The sequence below is a fragment of the Pseudomonas sp. GD04019 genome (assembly GCF_029837695.1).
In the GTDB taxonomy this organism is placed as follows: Bacteria; Pseudomonadota; Gammaproteobacteria; order Pseudomonadales; family Pseudomonadaceae; genus Aquipseudomonas.
Genome location: NZ_JAOEEA010000001.1, coordinates 260,680 through 276,995, shown reverse-complemented (window position 1 = coordinate 276,995; position 16,316 = coordinate 260,680). Strand labels below are relative to the sequence as shown.

12 protein-coding genes are annotated in these 16,316 nt (G+C 64.3%); all 12 read left to right on the top strand.

Annotation, left to right across the window (positions count from 1 at the left end):
• The first annotated feature begins 9 nt into the window (after positions 1-9).
• Positions 10-1,362 (top strand): sigma E protease regulator RseP, encoded by a 1,353-nt coding sequence (gene rseP / locus N7607_RS01315; protein ID WP_279866745.1) that lies wholly within the window; start codon positions 10-12, stop codon positions 1,360-1,362.
• A 74-nt stretch (positions 1,363-1,436) separates the two neighbouring features.
• Positions 1,437-3,857, top strand: coding sequence for an outer membrane protein assembly factor BamA (gene bamA, locus N7607_RS01310; RefSeq protein WP_279866744.1), 2,421 nt, complete (start codon positions 1,437-1,439; stop codon positions 3,855-3,857).
• A 37-nt stretch (positions 3,858-3,894) separates the two neighbouring features.
• Positions 3,895-4,398, top strand: coding sequence for an OmpH family outer membrane protein (locus N7607_RS01305; RefSeq protein WP_279866743.1), 504 nt, complete (start codon positions 3,895-3,897; stop codon positions 4,396-4,398).
• 2 nt (positions 4,399-4,400) lie between these two features.
• Positions 4,401-5,459: a UDP-3-O-(3-hydroxymyristoyl)glucosamine N-acyltransferase gene (gene lpxD, locus N7607_RS01300; RefSeq protein WP_279866742.1), complete on the top strand. Its 1,059-nt coding sequence runs from the start codon at positions 4,401-4,403 to the stop codon at positions 5,457-5,459.
• Positions 5,460-5,504: 45 nt separating this feature from the next.
• Positions 5,505-5,945 (top strand): 3-hydroxyacyl-ACP dehydratase FabZ, encoded by a 441-nt coding sequence (gene fabZ, locus N7607_RS01295; protein ID WP_192396774.1) that lies wholly within the window; start codon positions 5,505-5,507, stop codon positions 5,943-5,945.
• Positions 5,942-6,718 (top strand): acyl-ACP--UDP-N-acetylglucosamine O-acyltransferase, encoded by a 777-nt coding sequence (lpxA, locus tag N7607_RS01290; protein ID WP_279866740.1) that lies wholly within the window; start codon positions 5,942-5,944, stop codon positions 6,716-6,718. The genes fabZ and lpxA overlap by 4 nt, the downstream gene beginning before the upstream one ends.
• 2 nt (positions 6,719-6,720) lie before the next feature.
• Entirely contained in the window at positions 6,721-7,854 is a 1,134-nt protein-coding gene (gene lpxB / locus N7607_RS01285; RefSeq protein ID WP_279866739.1) for a lipid-A-disaccharide synthase, read from the top strand.
• Positions 7,854-8,456 carry a ribonuclease HII gene (gene rnhB, locus N7607_RS01280; protein ID WP_279866738.1) on the top strand — a complete coding sequence of 201 codons (603 nt, stop codon included), beginning with the start codon at positions 7,854-7,856 and terminating at the stop codon, positions 8,454-8,456. Before lpxB ends, rnhB begins: the two co-directional genes overlap by 1 nt.
• Before the next feature lie 90 nt (positions 8,457-8,546).
• Positions 8,547-12,080: a DNA polymerase III subunit alpha gene (gene dnaE / locus N7607_RS01275; protein WP_279866737.1), complete on the top strand. Its 3,534-nt coding sequence runs from the start codon at positions 8,547-8,549 to the stop codon at positions 12,078-12,080.
• A gap of 116 nt (positions 12,081-12,196) precedes the next feature.
• The gene (locus tag N7607_RS01270) at positions 12,197-13,147 is read left to right on the top strand and encodes an acetyl-CoA carboxylase carboxyltransferase subunit alpha (RefSeq protein WP_279866736.1); all 951 of its coding nucleotides are present in this window, start codon (positions 12,197-12,199) and stop codon (positions 13,145-13,147) included.
• Positions 13,148-13,203: 56 nt separating this feature from the next.
• Positions 13,204-14,520, top strand: a complete 1,317-nt coding sequence (gene tilS, locus N7607_RS01265; RefSeq protein ID WP_279866735.1) for a tRNA lysidine(34) synthetase TilS — start codon at positions 13,204-13,206, stop codon at positions 14,518-14,520.
• A 158-nt stretch (positions 14,521-14,678) separates the two neighbouring features.
• Positions 14,679-16,307: a CTP synthase gene (locus N7607_RS01260; protein WP_279866734.1), complete on the top strand. Its 1,629-nt coding sequence runs from the start codon at positions 14,679-14,681 to the stop codon at positions 16,305-16,307.
• The last annotated feature ends 9 nt before the right edge of the window (positions 16,308-16,316 follow it).

Sequence of the window (16,316 nt, the reverse complement as noted above, 5' to 3'; positions counted from 1 at the left end):
GAAGATGGAATGAGCGGGTTGTACATGATCTTCGGCACTCTGATCGCGCTCGGTGTGCTGGTCACCTTCCACGAGTTCGGCCATTTCTGGGTGGCGCGGCGCTGCGGCGTCAAGGTGCTGCGCTTCTCCGTGGGCTTCGGCACGCCGCTGGTGCGCTGGCACGACCGTCATGGCACCGAGTTCATGGTGGCGGCCATTCCTCTGGGTGGCTACGTGAAGATGCTCGACGAGCGCGAGGGCGATGTACCGCTCGAACAGCTCGATCAGGCCTTCAATCGCAAATCGGTCAAGCAGCGTATTGCCATAGTCGCTGCCGGTCCTATCGCCAACTTCCTGCTCGCCATCCTGTTCTTCTGGATCATCGCCATGCTCGGCTCGCAGCAGGTGCGCCCGGTGATCGGCCAAGTTGAGCCGGAAAGCCTGGCGGCGGCGGCGGGGCTGCGCGTGGGCCAGGAAATCGTGGCGGTGGATGGCGAGAGCACGCCGGGCTGGTCGGCGGTCAATCTGCAGTTGGTGCGTCGCCTCGGCGAGAGCGGTGTCGTCCAGTTGCAGGTGCGCGAGCAGGGCTCAACTCTGGTTGCCGAGCGGCAGCTGGTGCTGCGTGACTGGCTGCGTGGCGTCGACGAGCCGGAGCCGCTGGCATCTCTTGGTATCACCCCTTGGCGCCCGGCGGTTCAGCCGGTGGTCAACGAACTCGATCCGGAAGGTCCGGCGCAGAAGGCTGGCGTACGTCTGGGCGACCGCCTGCTGGCGCTGGACGATCAGCGCCTGGATGAATGGCAGCAAGTGGTCGATTGGGTGCGTACGCGTGCCGGCGATCAGGTGACCCTGCGTCTGCAGCGCGATGGTCAGCAGCTTGAATTGCCAGTGACGCTCGGGGCTCGCGGCGAAGGCAGGGCTCGTGGCGGTTACCTGGGCGTGGGGGTGAAGGGCGGCAAATGGCCCGCGCAGATGCTGCACGAAGTCAGTTTCGGTCCGCTCGATGCGGTCACCGAGAGCCTGCGCCGTACCTGGGGCATGACGGTGCTAACCCTTGATTCGCTGAAGAAAATGCTGTTCGGCGAGCTGTCGGTAAAAAACTTGAGTGGGCCGATAACCATTGCTAAAGTGGCGGGCGCTTCGGCTCAGTCCGGCGTGGCGGATTTCCTCAATTTCCTCGCCTATCTGAGCATTAGCTTGGGGGTTCTCAATTTGCTGCCCATTCCCGTTCTGGATGGGGGGCATTTGCTGTTCTACCTGGTCGAGTGGGCGCGTGGTCGTCCGCTGTCCGAGCGGGTGCAGGGTTGGGGCATTCAGATCGGTATCAGTCTGGTGCTTGGGGTGATGTTGCTGGCCCTGGTCAATGACTTGAGTCGTCTGTAACGAATAGCTGAATTCCGAATCTGCCGCGTATCGCGGCAGTTTCTTTATTATCAGTTGGAATAAGAAAGGACTTCATGAAACGTCTGCTGCTACCTGCGGTCCTCGCCGCCCTGATGATCGCCGAAGTTCACGCCGAGTCCTTCACCATCACAGACATCCGCGTTAACGGCCTGCAGCGGGTTTCCGCCGGCAGCCTGTTCGGCGCTCTGCCGCTCAATGTCGGTGATCAGGTCGACGATCGCCGTCTGGTGGATGCCACCCGTTCTCTGTTCAAGACCGGTTTCTTCCAGGATATCCAGCTCGGCCGCGAAGGCGACGTGCTGGTGATCAGCGTGGTCGAGCGTCCGTCGATCTCCACCGTCGAGATCGAAGGCAACAAGGCGATCACCACCGAAGACCTGATGAAGGGCCTGCAGCAGTCCGGCCTGGCCGAGGGCGAGATCTTCCAGCGCGCCACCCTGGAAGGCGTGCGCAACGAGCTGCTGCGCCAGTACGTGGCCCAGGGTCGCTACTCCGCCGAGATCGAAGCCGAAGTGATTCCCCAGCCGCGTAACCGCGTGGCGCTGAAGATCACCATCAACGAGGGTTCGGTCGCCGCCATCCAGCACATCAACGTGGTTGGTAACAGTGTCTTCCCGGACGAGGACCTCACTGCCCTGTTCGAGCTGAAGACCACCAACTGGCTGTCGTTCTTCAAGAACGATGACAAGTACGCCCGCGAAAAACTGTCCGGTGACCTGGAGCGCCTGCGCTCCTACTACCTGGACCGCGGCTACATCAATATGGATATCTCCTCCACCCAGGTATCCATCACCCCGGACAAGAAACACGTCTACATCACCGTCAACGTCGAAGAAGGCGAGAAGTACAGCGTCAGCGAAGTCAAACTCTCCGGCGACCTGAAAGTGCCGGAAGAGGAAGTGAAGAAGCTACTCCTGGTCAAGGAAGGGCAGACCTTCTCGCGCAAGGTGATGACCACCACCTCCGAGCTGATCACCCGCCGCCTGGGCAACGAAGGCTACACCTTCGCTAACGTCAACGGCGTGCCGCAGCCCAATGATGCGGACAAGACCGTCGCCATCACCTTCGTGGTCGACCCGGGCAAGCGCGCCTACGTCAACCGCATCAACTTCCGTGGCAACACCAAGACCGAAGACGAAGTGCTGCGTCGCGAGATGCGTCAGATGGAGGGCGGCTGGGCTTCGACCTACCTGATCGACCAGTCCAAGACCCGTCTGGAGCGTCTGGGCTACTTCAAGGAAGTCAACGTCGAGACCCCGCAGGTGCCGGGCACCGACGACCAGGTCGATGTCAACTACAGCGTGGAAGAGCAGGCATCCGGCTCGATCACCGCCAGCGTCGGCTTCGCCCAGAACGCCGGCTTGATCCTCGGTGGTTCGATCAGCCAGAACAACTTCCTGGGTACCGGTAACAAGGTCAGCGTCGGCCTGACCCGCTCCGAATACCAGACCCGCTACAACTTCGGCTTCGTCGACCCCTACTGGACAGTCGACGGCGTCAGCCTGGGTTACAACGCCTTCTACCGCACCACCGACTACGACGAGTTGGACTACGACGTGTCCAGCTACTCGGTGGACAGTCTGGGCGCCGGCATCAGCATCGGCTACCCGATCAGCGAGACTGCGCGCCTGAATTATGGCCTGACCATTCAACAGGACTCGCTGGACACCGGCGACTACACCGTCGACGAGATCCTCGCCTTCATCGACGAGGAGGGCGACAGCTTCCTCAACCTCAAGGCTTCCATCGGCTGGTCCGAGTCGACTCTTAACCGTGGCGTGCTGGCCAACCGTGGCCATTCCCAGAGCCTGGTGCTTGAAAGCACTGTGCCGGGCAGCGATCTGTCGTTCTTCAAGCTCGACTACCGCGGCCAGAAGTTCGCACCTTTGACCCAGTCGACAGCGCTGCGCTTCCATACAGAGTTGGGCTATGGCGATGGCTATGGTTCGACCAACGGCTTGCCGTTCTACGAGCACTACTATGCCGGCGGCTTCAACTCCGTGCGTGGCTTCGAGGACAGCACCCTGGGGCCGCGCAGTACGCCGAGTGTGGCTCGTTACGCTAACGGCAACCCGATTCCGGGTGGTGAAGGCACTGGCCCGGGGGCCGACGGCCGTTATACCGATGATCAGGATCCGCTGCCCTACGGTGGTAATGTGCTGATCCAGGGTGGTGTGGAATACCTGTTCCCGCTGCCATTCGTGAAGGACCAGCGTTCGCTGCGTACCGTGCTGTTCTGGGATGTCGGTAGCGTGTTCCTCACCGATTGCCCGACCAAGACAGCCTCTACTCAGAGCATGAACACCAGCGGTTGCGGCAGTATCGATGCGAGCCAACTGGCCAGCTCCGTTGGTGTCGGGGTGACCTGGGTCACCGCTTTGGGCCCGCTGAGCTTCAGTCTGGCGGCACCGATCAAGAAGCCGGACGATTCCGATCCGCAGATATTCCAGTTCTCTCTGGGCCAAACCTTCTAATTTGCTAGACAACAGTGTTTTGTTGCAGGAGTGCATCGTGCGTAAGTTGACTCAACTGGTTCTGGTTGCCGCCACCCTGATGGCAACCCCGGCCTTCGCCGAGATGAAAATCGCGGTGATGAACTATCAGATGGCCTTGCTCGAGTCCGATGCCGCCAAGAAATATGCCGTGGATGCCGAGAAGAAGTTCGGCCCGCAGCTGAACAAGCTCAAGCAGCTGGAAGCCGACGCCAAGCGTATCCAGGATCGTCTGGTTAAGGATGCCGAGAAGATGCAGCAGGCCGAGCGTGAGCGCCTGGAGCTGGAGTTCAAGCAGAAGGCCCGCGATTTCCAGTTCCAGTCCAAGGAACTGAACGAGGCCAAGGCGATCTCCGACCGCGACATGCTCAAGCAGCTCAAGCCGAAGCTGGACAAGGCCGTCGAGGAAGTGATCAAGCAGGGCAGCTATGACCTGGTGCTGGAGCGTGGCGCCGTGGTCGACGTCAAGCCGCAGTACGAGATCACCCGTCAGGTCATTCAGCGCATGAACTCGCAGCGCTGAGCATGAGCGCCGTGGTCTTCACCCTCGGCCAGTTGGCCGAGCGTCTCGGCGCCACTCTGCGTGGCGCCGCGGACAAGCCGATTCGCGGTCTGGCGACCCTGCAGGACGCCGGCCCCGATCAGCTGAGTTTCCTGGCCAATACGCAGTACCGCAAGTTCCTGGCCGAGACCCGAGCCGGTGTGGTGCTGCTGACCGCCGCCGATGCCGAAGGCTATGCTGGCGACGCTCTGCTGGTGGCTAGCCCCTATCTGGCCTTCGCCCAGCTTTCCCATCTGTTCGATAGCAAGCCCGTCGCGGCTGCCGGTGTGCATCCGACTGCGCTGATCGCTGCCGATGCTCAGGTTGATCCGAGTGCCAGCATCGGCGCCTATGCGGTGATCGAGAGCGGTGCACAGATCGGTGCCGGCGTTACCATCGGTGCCCACTGTGTGATCGGTGCGCGTAGCGTGGTGGGCGAGGGCGGCTGGCTGGCACCGCGCGTTACCCTCTACCACGATGTGAGAATCGGCAAGCGCGTGGTCATCCAGTCCGGCGCCGTGCTCGGTGGCGAGGGCTTCGGCTTCGCCAACGAGAAGGGTGTGTGGTTGAAGATCGCCCAGGTTGGCGGCGTGGTGCTGGGTGACGACGTGGAAGTCGGGGCCAATACCACCATCGATCGTGGTGCCCTGGCCGACACCGTGATCGGCAACGGCGTGAAGCTGGACAACCAGATCATGATCGCGCACAACGTGCAGGTTGGCGACCACACCGCCATGGCGGGTTGCGTCGGTATTTCCGGCAGCACCAAGATCGGCAAGCACTGCATGATCGCCGGTGGCGTCGGCATGGTTGGCCACATCGAAGTGTGTGACAACGTGTTCGTGACCGGCATGACAATGGTCACCCGCTCGATCACCGAGCCGGGCGCCTATTCTTCCGGTACTGCCATGCAGACTGCGGGTGACTGGAAGAAGAGCGCCGCCCGCATCCGTCAACTGGACGACATGGCGCGGCGCCTGCGCGAGCTGGAAAAGCGCCTCGCCGCCGTGACCCCGGACGATCAGGTCTCATCTGATGCCTGATCGTGCCTCGGGCACGCCCCTTTTTTTAGTACAGGCTTTCTGCAAATGATGGACATCAACGAGATTCGCGAATATCTGCCGCACCGCTACCCGTTTCTACTGGTAGATCGCGTCGCCGAGCTGGATATCGAAGGCAAGACCATTCGCGCCTACAAGAATGTCAGCATCAACGAGCCATTCTTCAACGGTCACTTCCCCGAGCATCCGATCATGCCGGGTGTGCTGATCATCGAGGCCATGGCCCAGGCGGCCGGCATCCTCGGCTTCAAGATGCTCGACGTGAAACCGGCAGATGGCACCCTGTATTACTTCGTCGGCTCCGACAAGCTGCGCTTCCGCCAGCCGGTCATGCCGGGCGACCAGCTGGTGCTCGAGGCCAAGTTCCTCAGCGTCAAGCGCAGCATCTGGAAATTTGCCTGCCAGGCCAGCGTCGATGGCAAGGAAGTCTGCTCGGCCGAAATCATCTGTGCGGAACGCAAGCTATGAGTTTGATCGACCCTCGCGCCATCATCGATCCGTCGGCCAAGCTGGCGGATGACGTTCAGGTCGGCCCCTGGTCGATCATTGGACCTGATGTGGAAATCGGCGAGGGTACGGTGGTCGGCCCGCATGTGATCCTCAAGGGCCCGACCGTCATCGGCAAGCACAACAAGATCTACCAGTTCTCTTCGGTCGGTGAAGACACCCCGGACCTGAAGTACAACGGCGAGCCGACCCGGCTGGTGATCGGCGATCACAACGTGATTCGCGAAGGCGTGACCATTCACCGTGGCACCGTGCAGGATCGTTCCGAGACCACCATCGGCGACCACAACCTGCTGATGGCCTACGTGCACATCGGTCACGACAGCGTGATCGGCAACCGCTGCATTCTGGTCAACAACACCGCGCTGGCCGGCCATGTGCACATGGACGACTGGGCGATCCTCTCCGGCTTCACCCTGGTCCACCAGTTCTGCCGCATCGGTGCCCACAGCTTCTCCGGCATGGGCACGGCCATCGGCAAGGACGTACCGGCCTATGTCACCGTGTTCGGCAATCCAGCCGAGGCGCGCAGCATGAACTTCGAGGGCATGCGCCGTCGTGGTTTCAGTGCCGAGGCCATCGCCGCCCTGCGGCGCGCCTACAAGGTGGTCTACCGCCAGGGGCTGACCGTCGAGCAGGCGCTGGCCGAGCTGGCCGAGTCCGCCGCGCAGTTCCCGGAAGTGGCGGTGTTCCGCGATTCTGTCCAGGCCTCGACCCGCGGCATCACCCGCTGACCATGAGCCGTCCCCTTCTCGTTGCGCTGGTGGCTGGCGAGGCCTCCGGTGACATCCTCGGTGCCGGCCTGATGCAGGCGCTCAAGACCAAGCATCCGGAAGTCGAATTTATCGGCGTCGGCGGTCCGCGCATGGAGGCCGAGGGTCTGGTGTCGAGCTTCCCCATGGAGCGTCTGGCGGTCATGGGCCTGGTGGAGGTGCTCGGCCGCCTGCGTGAGCTGTTGGGCCGCCGCAAACGCCTGATCAGGGAGCTGATCGCCGCCAAGCCGGATGTGTTCATCGGCATCGATGCTCCGGACTTCAACTTGACGCTGGAACTCAAGCTACGCCAGGCCGGGATCAGGACCGTGCACTACGTCAGCCCCTCGGTTTGGGCCTGGCGGCAGAAGCGGGTGTTGAAGATCCGCGAGGCCTGCGACCTGATGCTGACGCTGTTCCCCTTCGAAGCGCGCTTCTACCTGGATCACCAGGTGCCGGTGCGTTTCGTCGGCCACCCGCTGGCCAACACCATCCCGCTGCAGGCCGATCGCGAGGGTGCGCGCGAAGCCTTGGGTTTGGCGCCGGAAGACACCGTGGTTGCCCTGTTGCCAGGCAGTCGCGGTGGCGAAGTCTCTCGCTTGGGCGAGCTGTTCCTCGATGCCGCCGAGCGGCTGCGCGCGTTGCGGCCGGGTGTGCAGTTCGTGCTGCCCTGCGCCAACGCCGAGCGCCGCGCCCAGCTGGAAGCCATGCTCGCCGGGCGCAACCTGCCGCTGCGCCTGCTCGACGGCCGCTCCCACGAGGCCCTGGCCGCCTGCGATGCGGTGCTAATCGCCTCCGGTACCGCCACTCTCGAAGCCCTGCTGCATAAGCGGCCGATGGTGGTGGCGTACAAGGTGGCGCCGCTGACCTACCGCATCCTCAAGCGCCTGGTGAAAAGTCCTTACATCTCGCTGCCCAACCTGCTGGCCGAGCGCATGCTGGTGCCGGAGCTGATCCAGGACGCCGCGACTCCCGACGCTCTGGCCCAGACCCTGGCGCCGCTGCTGGACGATGGCGCGGTGCAGACCCTGGGCTTCGACGTGATTCATCGCGCCCTGCGCCAGGATGCCTCGGAGCAGGCCGCCGATGCCTTGCTCAAGCTGGTGAGGCAGGCCTGATGCAGCTCGGACTGGATTTCGCCCTGGTCGAGGAGCTGGTCGCCGGTGTCGACGAAGTCGGTCGCGGTCCGCTGTGCGGGCCGGTGGTCACCGCCGCGGTGATCCTCGATCCGGCTCGGCCGATCGCCGGGCTCAACGACTCGAAGAAGCTCAGCGAAGCGCGTCGCGAGAAACTGTTCGACGAGATTCGCGAGAAGGCCCTGGCCTGGTGTATCGCCCGTGCCGAGGTGGAGGAGATCGACCAGCTGAACATCCTGCATGCCACCATGCTGGCCATGCAGCGCGCGGTGGAAGGCTTGAGCGTCACGCCGAAACTGGCGCTGATCGATGGCAATCGCTGCCCTAAGCTGGCGGTGCCCAGCGCCCCGGTGGTGGGTGGCGATGCCCAGGTGCCGGCCATCGCGGCGGCGTCGATCCTGGCCAAGGTCAGTCGTGATCGCGAGATGGCCGAGATGGAAAAGCTTTACCCGGGCTACGGCATCGGCGGGCACAAGGGCTATCCGACGCCGGTGCATCTCGAGGCCCTGAAGCGCCTGGGCGCCACACCCATTCATCGGCGCTCCTTCGCGCCAGTGCGCAATGTGCTGGAAGGGATCGAATAAGCGCCGCGCGGCGGGTTCGCAAGCTGTTGTTTAAGTCGAGGCCCGGTACAATCCGGGCCTTATCGTTTCTGTGTCACCAACGGGATTGTCATGACCGCTACCTTCGTCCATCTGCGCCTGCACACCGAGTTTTCCCTGGTCGACGGGCTGGTGCGGGTCAAGCCGCTGGTCAAGGCCGTGGCCGGGGCCGGCATGCCGGCGGTGGCCGTCACCGACATGAGCAACATGTGCTCGCTGGTGAAGTTCTACAAGACCGCCATGGGCGCGGGTATCAAGCCGATCTGCGGCGCCGATATCTGGCTGGCCAGTGTGGAGGAGGACGGCCCTCTGTCGCGGCTGACCCTGCTGGCGATGAATCCTCAGGGCTATCGCAACCTCACCGAACTGATTTCCCGCGGGTGGGCCGAGGGTCAGGACAACGGCCTGGTGATCATCCAGCGCGACTGGGTCAAGGAAGCTGCCGAAGGCGTGATTGCTCTGTCTGGCGCCCGTGAGGGCGAAGTGGGCATGGCCCTGCTGGCAGGCGAGGCGGGGCGCGCCGAGGCGCTGCTCAACGAATGGCTGGAAGTGTTCCCGGAACGCTTCTATCTGGAGGTGCAACGCACCAACCGGGTCAATGACGAGGAACACCTGCATGCCGCGGTGGCGCTGGCCACGCGCACTGGCGTGCCGCTGGTGGCGACCAACGATGTGCGGTTCCTCAAGCCCGGCGACTTCGAGGCCCACGAGACCCGCGTGTGCATTGGCGAGGGCCGCACCCTGGATGATCCGCGTCGCCCGCGCAACTACTCCGAGGAGCAATACCTCAAGACGCCGCAGGAGATGGCCGAGCTGTTCGCCGACCTGCCCGAGGCGCTGGAAAACACGGTGGAGATCGCCAAGCGCTGCAACATCGACGTGCAGCTGGGCAAGTACTTCCTGCCGGACTTCCCCACGCCCAACGGCATGGGTATCGACGACTACCTGCGCCACGCGTCCTTCGAGGGCCTGGAAGAACGCCTGGCCGTGCTCTGGCCGAAGGACACCACACCCAACTACGAGGAGAAGCGCCAGGTCTACGTCGACCGCCTGAACTTCGAGCTCGACATCATCATCCAGATGGGCTTCCCCGGTTACTTCCTCATCGTGATGGACTTCATCAAGTGGGCGAAGAACAACGGCGTGCCGGTCGGCCCGGGCCGGGGTTCGGGCGCCGGCTCGCTGGTGGCCTACGTGCTGAAGATCACCGACCTCGACCCGCTGGCCTATGACCTGCTGTTCGAGCGCTTCCTCAACCCCGAACGTATTTCCATGCCCGACTTCGACGTCGACTTCTGCATGGACGGCCGCGACCGGGTGATCGACTACGTGGCCGAGAAGTACGGCCGCAATGCGGTGAGCCAGATCATCACCTTCGGTTCCATGGCGGCCAAGGCGGTGGTGCGTGACGTGGCGCGGGTGCAGGGCAAGTCCTACGGCCTGGCCGACCGCCTGTCGAAGATGATCCCGTTCGAGGTCGGCATGACCCTGGAGGCGGCCTACGAGCAGGAAGAGGTGCTGCGCGACTTCCTCAAGGCCGACGAGGAAGCCCAGGAAATCTGGGACATGGCCCTCAAGCTCGAGGGGGTGGTGCGCGGTACCGGCAAGCACGCCGGTGGCGTGGTGATCGCGCCGACCAAACTGACCGACTTCGCACCGACTTCCTGCGATGAAGAGGGCGGCGGCCTGGTCACCCAGTTCGACAAGGACGACGTGGAGGCGGCCGGCCTGGTGAAGTTCGACTTCCTCGGCCTGCGGACACTGACCATCATCAAGTGGGCAATGGAGACCATCCATCGCATCCAGAAGCGCGAGGGTGCGTCGGACGACGAACTGATCAACATCGACTTCATCCCGCTGGATGACAAGCCGACCTACGCGATGCTGCAGAAGGCCGAGACCACGGCCGTGTTCCAGCTCGAATCCCGCGGCATGAAGGAGCTGATCAAGAAGCTCAAGCCCGACTGCCTGGAAGACATGATCGCACTGGTGGCGCTGTTCCGCCCCGGCCCGCTGCAGTCGGGCATGGTGGACGACTTCATCAACCGTAAGCACGGCCGCGAGCAACTGTCCTACCCGCACCCGGACTACCAGTACGCCGGCCTCGAGCCGGTGCTCAAGCCCACCTACGGCATCATCCTGTACCAGGAACAGGTGATGCAGATCGCCCAGGTGATGGCGGGCTACACCCTCGGTGGCGCAGACATGCTGCGCCGCGCCATGGGCAAGAAGAAGCCCGAGGAGATGGCCAAGCAGCGCGGCGGCTTCATCGAAGGCTGTGCGGGCAACGGTATCGATGCCAACCTGGCGGGCAACATCTTCGACCTGGTGGAAAAGTTCGCCGGCTACGGCTTCAACAAATCCCACTCCGCCGCCTACGGCCTGGTCTCCTACCAGACCGCCTGGCTCAAGGCGCACTACCCGGCCCCCTTCATGGCTGCGGTGCTGTCGGCGGATATGCACAACACCGACAAGGTGGTGATCCTCATCGAGGAGTGCCGCAGCATGAAGCTGCGCCTCGACGCGCCGGACGTGAATACCTCGGAATTCAAGTTCACCGTCAACGAAGACGGGCGCATCGTCTACGGCCTGGGCGCGGTCAAGGGCGTGGGCGAAGGGCCGGTGGAGGCCATCGTCGAGTGCCGAGCCTCCGGCGGTCCGTTCAAGGACCTGTTCGACTTCTGCAACCGCGTCGACCTCAAGCGCATCAACAAGCGCACCCTGGAGGCACTGGTGCGTTCCGGCGCGCTGGATCGTCTCGGTCCTTACTACCAGGATGAGCTCAAGGCCTACCAGGCCAGCGTCGACCGCAACCGCGCGGTGCTGCTGGCGGCCATGGAAGAGGCGGTGCAGGCCGCCGAGCAGACCGCGCGCAGCCACGACAGCGGCCACATGGACCTGTTCGGCGGCGTGTTCGCCGAGCCGGAGGCGGACCTCTACGTCAACCATCGCAACTCTCGCGAGCTGTCGATCAAGGAGCGCCTGAAGGGCGAGAAGGACACCCTCGGCCTGTACCTCACCGGCCACCCGATCGACGAATACGAGGGCGAGGTGCGCCGCTTCGCGCGCCAGCGCATCGTCGAGCTGCGCGCGGCCCGCGACACCCAGACCATCGCCGGTCTGATCGTGGCGCTGCGGGTGATGAAGAACAAGAAGGGCGACAAGATGGGCTTCATCACCCTCGACGACCGCTCGGGGCGGATCGAGGCCTCGCTGTTCGCCGATGCCTTCGCCAGCGCCCAGGCGCTGCTGCAGACCGACGCCCTGGTGGTGGTCGAAGGCGAGGTGAGCAATGACGAGTTCTCCGGTGGCCTGCGCCTGCGCGCCAAGCGGGTGATGAGCCTGGAAGAAGCGCGCACCGGCCTGGCCGAGAGCCTGCGCATTCGTGCCCCGCGCGAGGCGCTGCAGGGCGACCGTCTGCGCTGGCTGGGCGAGCTGTTCGGCAAGCACAAGGGCGCCTGCCCGCTGACCCTGGACTACAGCGGCAGCGAGGCCAAGGCGGTGCTGCAGTTCGGCGAGCAATGGCGTATCGACCCGGCTGACAACCTGATCCAGGCCCTGCGTGACCAGTTCGGCAAAGACAACGTCTTCCTCCAATACCGCTGAACGGCGGGCCTCCGGCCTGCCGCGTTCGGCCTCGACCACGGGCGCACTATCCCTTAAGGTAGGCGCCACATGGAACACCGCCCGGCCCCAGGGCCGCCGATGCTAGACGGACGCCTATGAACCCGAACTTCCTCGACTTCGAACAGCCGATTGCCGACCTGCAAGCCAAGATCGAAGAGCTGCGCCTGGTGGGCAACGACAATGCGCTGAATATCAGCGACGAGATTTCCCGCCTGCAGGACAAGAGCAGCGCGCTGACCGAGACCATCTTCGGCAACCTCAGCAGCTGGCAGATTTCCCAGCTGTCGCGCCACCCGCGCCGTCCCTACACCCTCGACTACATCGAGCACCTCTTCACCGAGTTCGACGAGCTGCACGGCGACCGGCATTTCTCCGATGACGCCGCCATCGTCGGCGGTACCGCGCGCCTGGACGGCCAGCCGGTGATGGTCATCGGCCACCAGAAGGGCCGCGAAGTGCGCGAGAAGGTGCGCCGCAATTTCGGCATGCCGCGCCCAGAGGGCTACCGCAAGGCCTGCCGCCTGATGGAGATGGCGGAGCGCTTCAAGCTGCCGATCCTGACCTTTATCGACACGCCGGGTGCCTACCCGGGCATCGATGCCGAGGAGCGCAACCAGAGCGAGGCCATCGCCTGGAACCTGCGTGTGATGGCGCGCCTGAAGACTCCGATCATCGCTACCGTGATCGGCGAGGGCGGTTCCGGCGGCGCGCTGGCCATCGGCGTATGCGACCAGCTGAACATGCTGCAGTACTCCACCTACTCGGTGATCTCGCCGGAAGGTTGCGCCTCGATTCTGTGGAAGACCGCCGAGAAGGCGCCGGACGCGGCCGAGGCCATGGGCATCACCGCCGAGCGTTTGAAGGGGCTGGGCATCGTCGACAAGGTGATCGCCGAGCCGCTGGGCGGCGCCCATCGCGATCCGGCCACCACCGCCCAGTCGATTCGCACGGAGCTGGTCGAGCAGCTCGACATGCTGCGCAAGCTGGACAGCGCCAAGCTGCTCGAGCGCCGCTACGAGCGCCTGATGAGCTACGGCATCGCCTGATTGGCGTCATGCATCGACCACGGGCCTTCGGGCCCGTTGTTGTTTAAGCTGGCGGCATGACCGCACTCGAAACTTCCCTGCTCGCTTCACTGGCTCCCTGGCGTGGCGCGCCGACCTGGCGCGTCGCGCTGTCCGGCGGGCTGGATTCGACCGTGCTGCTGCACATGCTGGCGCGCCTGCGCGAGCGCGAGGCGCTGCCGCCGCTGGCGGCCGTGCACGTTCACCACGGCTTGCAGGCCATCGCCGATAGCTGGCCGGCCCACTGTCAGTCGCTCTGTGACGAGCTGGGCGTGCCGCTGCGTATCGAGCGGGTGCAGGTGGATGGCGGCGCCAGTCTGGAGCGTGCGGCGCGCGAGGCGCGTTATGCCGCGTTCGCGCGGCAGATGGGGGCGGGCGAGATCCTGCTGACCGGCCAGCACCGTGACGATCAGGCCGAGACCCTGTTGTTCCGCCTGCTGCGTGGCGCCGGCGTGCGTGGCCTGGCCGGCATGCCGGCGGTTCGCCGTCTCGCAGTGGGGTGGCTGGTACGCCCGCTGTTGCGGGTGTCGCGCGCGCAGCTGGAGGCCTATGCCCGTCAGCATGACCTGCGTTGGGTGGAGGACCCCTCCAATGCCGATACCGGGCTGGCGCGCAACTTCCTGCGTCGTGAGGTAGTGCCCGCACTGGCGCGCCACTGGCCGCAGGCCGGTGCCAGCCTGGCGCGGACCGCCGAGCATATGCGCGAGGCCGAGCATCTGCTCACCGAACTGGCCGAGCAGGACCTGGCCGCTGCGCGTGGTTCGGAGGCGTTCGATTGGCTGAATCTGCCATCTGTGCAGCTGCAGCCCCTGATCTCGTTGTCCGAGGCGCGTCAGCGCAACGTGCTGCGTCACTGGTTGGCACCTTATAGCCGGATGCCGGATAGCGAGCATTGGGCAGGCTGGAGCGATCTGCGCGATGCGGCGGCGGATGCCGCTGCGCTTTGGCGCCTGGATGGCGGCGAGCTGAGGCGCGCCGACGGGCGGTTGTGGTGGCTTTCCGGCGAGTGGCTGCAACAACCGCCGCAGCCCGCAACCTGGGCCGATCCGGCGCAGCCGCTGCGCTTGCCCGGCAATGGTTCGGTGCAATTGTGGGGCGCAGGGCCTGCCGCTCCGCTGCAAGTGCGTTATCGCCAGGGCGGCGAGGTCATGATGCTGGCGGGTCGTGGTCATCGTGATCTCAAGCGTCTGCTCAACGAGCGCGGTGTGCCGGCCTTTGTGCGCGGGCGCCTGCCGCTGCTGTATCGCGGCGACGAGCTGCTGGCCGTGGCCAACCTGCCGGGCCTGGATGGTCCGCCGTCGGGAGAGTGGCGGCTGCACTGGCTGCCGCCGACCAACGCACAAGGTTTGAGCTGAAAGGGCCTTTCCGGTAGACTACGCTCCCGTCTTGTTACTGCTTCTGTGGGCTCCCTCGGAACCCGCAGTGGCATGCTTATTTCAGGTTGGTCAAGGACCGGCCTGCGCTTTTACCCCGGCGGCGCTGACCGCTTGAACGCTGACTTCTAGGATTTTTCATGACGCGCTACATCTTCGTCACGGGCGGTGTTGTTTCTTCTTTGGGGAAAGGCATCGCCTCGGCTTCTTTGGCGGCCATCCTGGAGGCGCGGGGCCTGAAGGTCACGATGCTCAAGCTGGACCCCTACATCAACGTCGATCCGGGCACCATGAGCCCATTCCAGCACGGTGAGGTGTTCGTCACCCACGACGGCGCCGAGACCGACCTCGACCTGGGCCACTACGAGCGGTTCATCCGCACCACGATGACCAAGAACAATAACTTCACCACCGGCCGCGTCTACGAAGACGTGCTGCGCAAGGAGCGCCGTGGTGACTACCTGGGCGCCACCATCCAGGTGATCCCGCACATCACCGACGAGATCAAGCGCCGCGTGATCAAGGGCGCCGGCGACGCCGACGTGGCCATGGTCGAGATCGGCGGCACCGTGGGCGACATCGAGTCCCAGCCGTTCCTCGAAGCGGCCCGCCAGCTGCGTGTGGAGCTGGGCGCCAAGCGCGCCATGTTCATGCACCTGACCCTGGTGCCGTACATCGCGACCGCCGGCGAGACCAAGACCAAGCCGACCCAGCATTCGGTCAAGGAACTGCGCTCCATCGGCGTGCAGCCGGACGTGCTGGTGTGCCGCTCCGATCACGAGATCGACCTGGCCTCGCGTCGCAAGATCGCCCTGTTCACCAACGTCGAAGAGCGTGCGGTCATCGCCCTGGAAGACGTCGACACCATCTACAAGATTCCGTCGGTGCTGCACGCCCAGGGCCTGGACGACATCGTCGTCGAGCGCTTCGGCCTGCAATGCAACCCGGCCGACCTCTCCGAGTGGGACCGCGTGGTCGATGCCAAGCTGAACCCGGAGAAGGAAGTCACCATCGCCATGGTCGGCAAGTACATGGAGCTGCTGGATGCCTACAAGTCGCTGATCGAGGCGATGGGCCATGCCGGCATCCAGAACCGTACCAAGGTCAAGCTGCGCTACATCGACTCCGAGGAGATCGAGAACGAAGGCACCGCCAAGCTGGAAGGCGTCGACGCCATCCTGGTGCCGGGCGGCTTCGGTCTGCGCGGCGTGGAAGGCAAGATCAAGACCGTGCAGTACGCCCGTGAGAACAAGATTCCCTACCTGGGCATCTGCCTCGGCATGCAGGTCGCGGTGATCGAGTACGCCCGCAATGTGCTGGGCTGGAAGGACGCCAACTCCACCGAGTTCGACCAGAACAGCGGCCATCCGGTTGTCGGCCTGATCACCGAGTGGCAGGACGCCACCGGCGCTACCGAGACGCGTACCGACGCTTCCGACCTGGGCGGCACCATGCGCCTGGGCGCCCAGGACTGCCAGCTGATCGGCGGCTCCAATGTGCGCGAGTGCTATGGCAAGGACGTGATCGTCGAGCGCCATCGCCACCGCTACGAAGTGAACAACAATCTGCTGCCGCAACTGGAGCAGGCCGGCCTGAAGATCACCGGTCGCTCCGCCGACGGTGCACTGGTCGAAGTGGTCGAGGCTCCGGATCATCCGTGGTTCGTCGCCTGCCAGTTCCACCCGGAATTCACTTCCACCCCGCGTGACGGCCACCCGCTGTTCAGCGGCTTCGTCAAGGCCGCGCTGAAGCAGGCCGGCAAGGCATAAGGCAAAGGA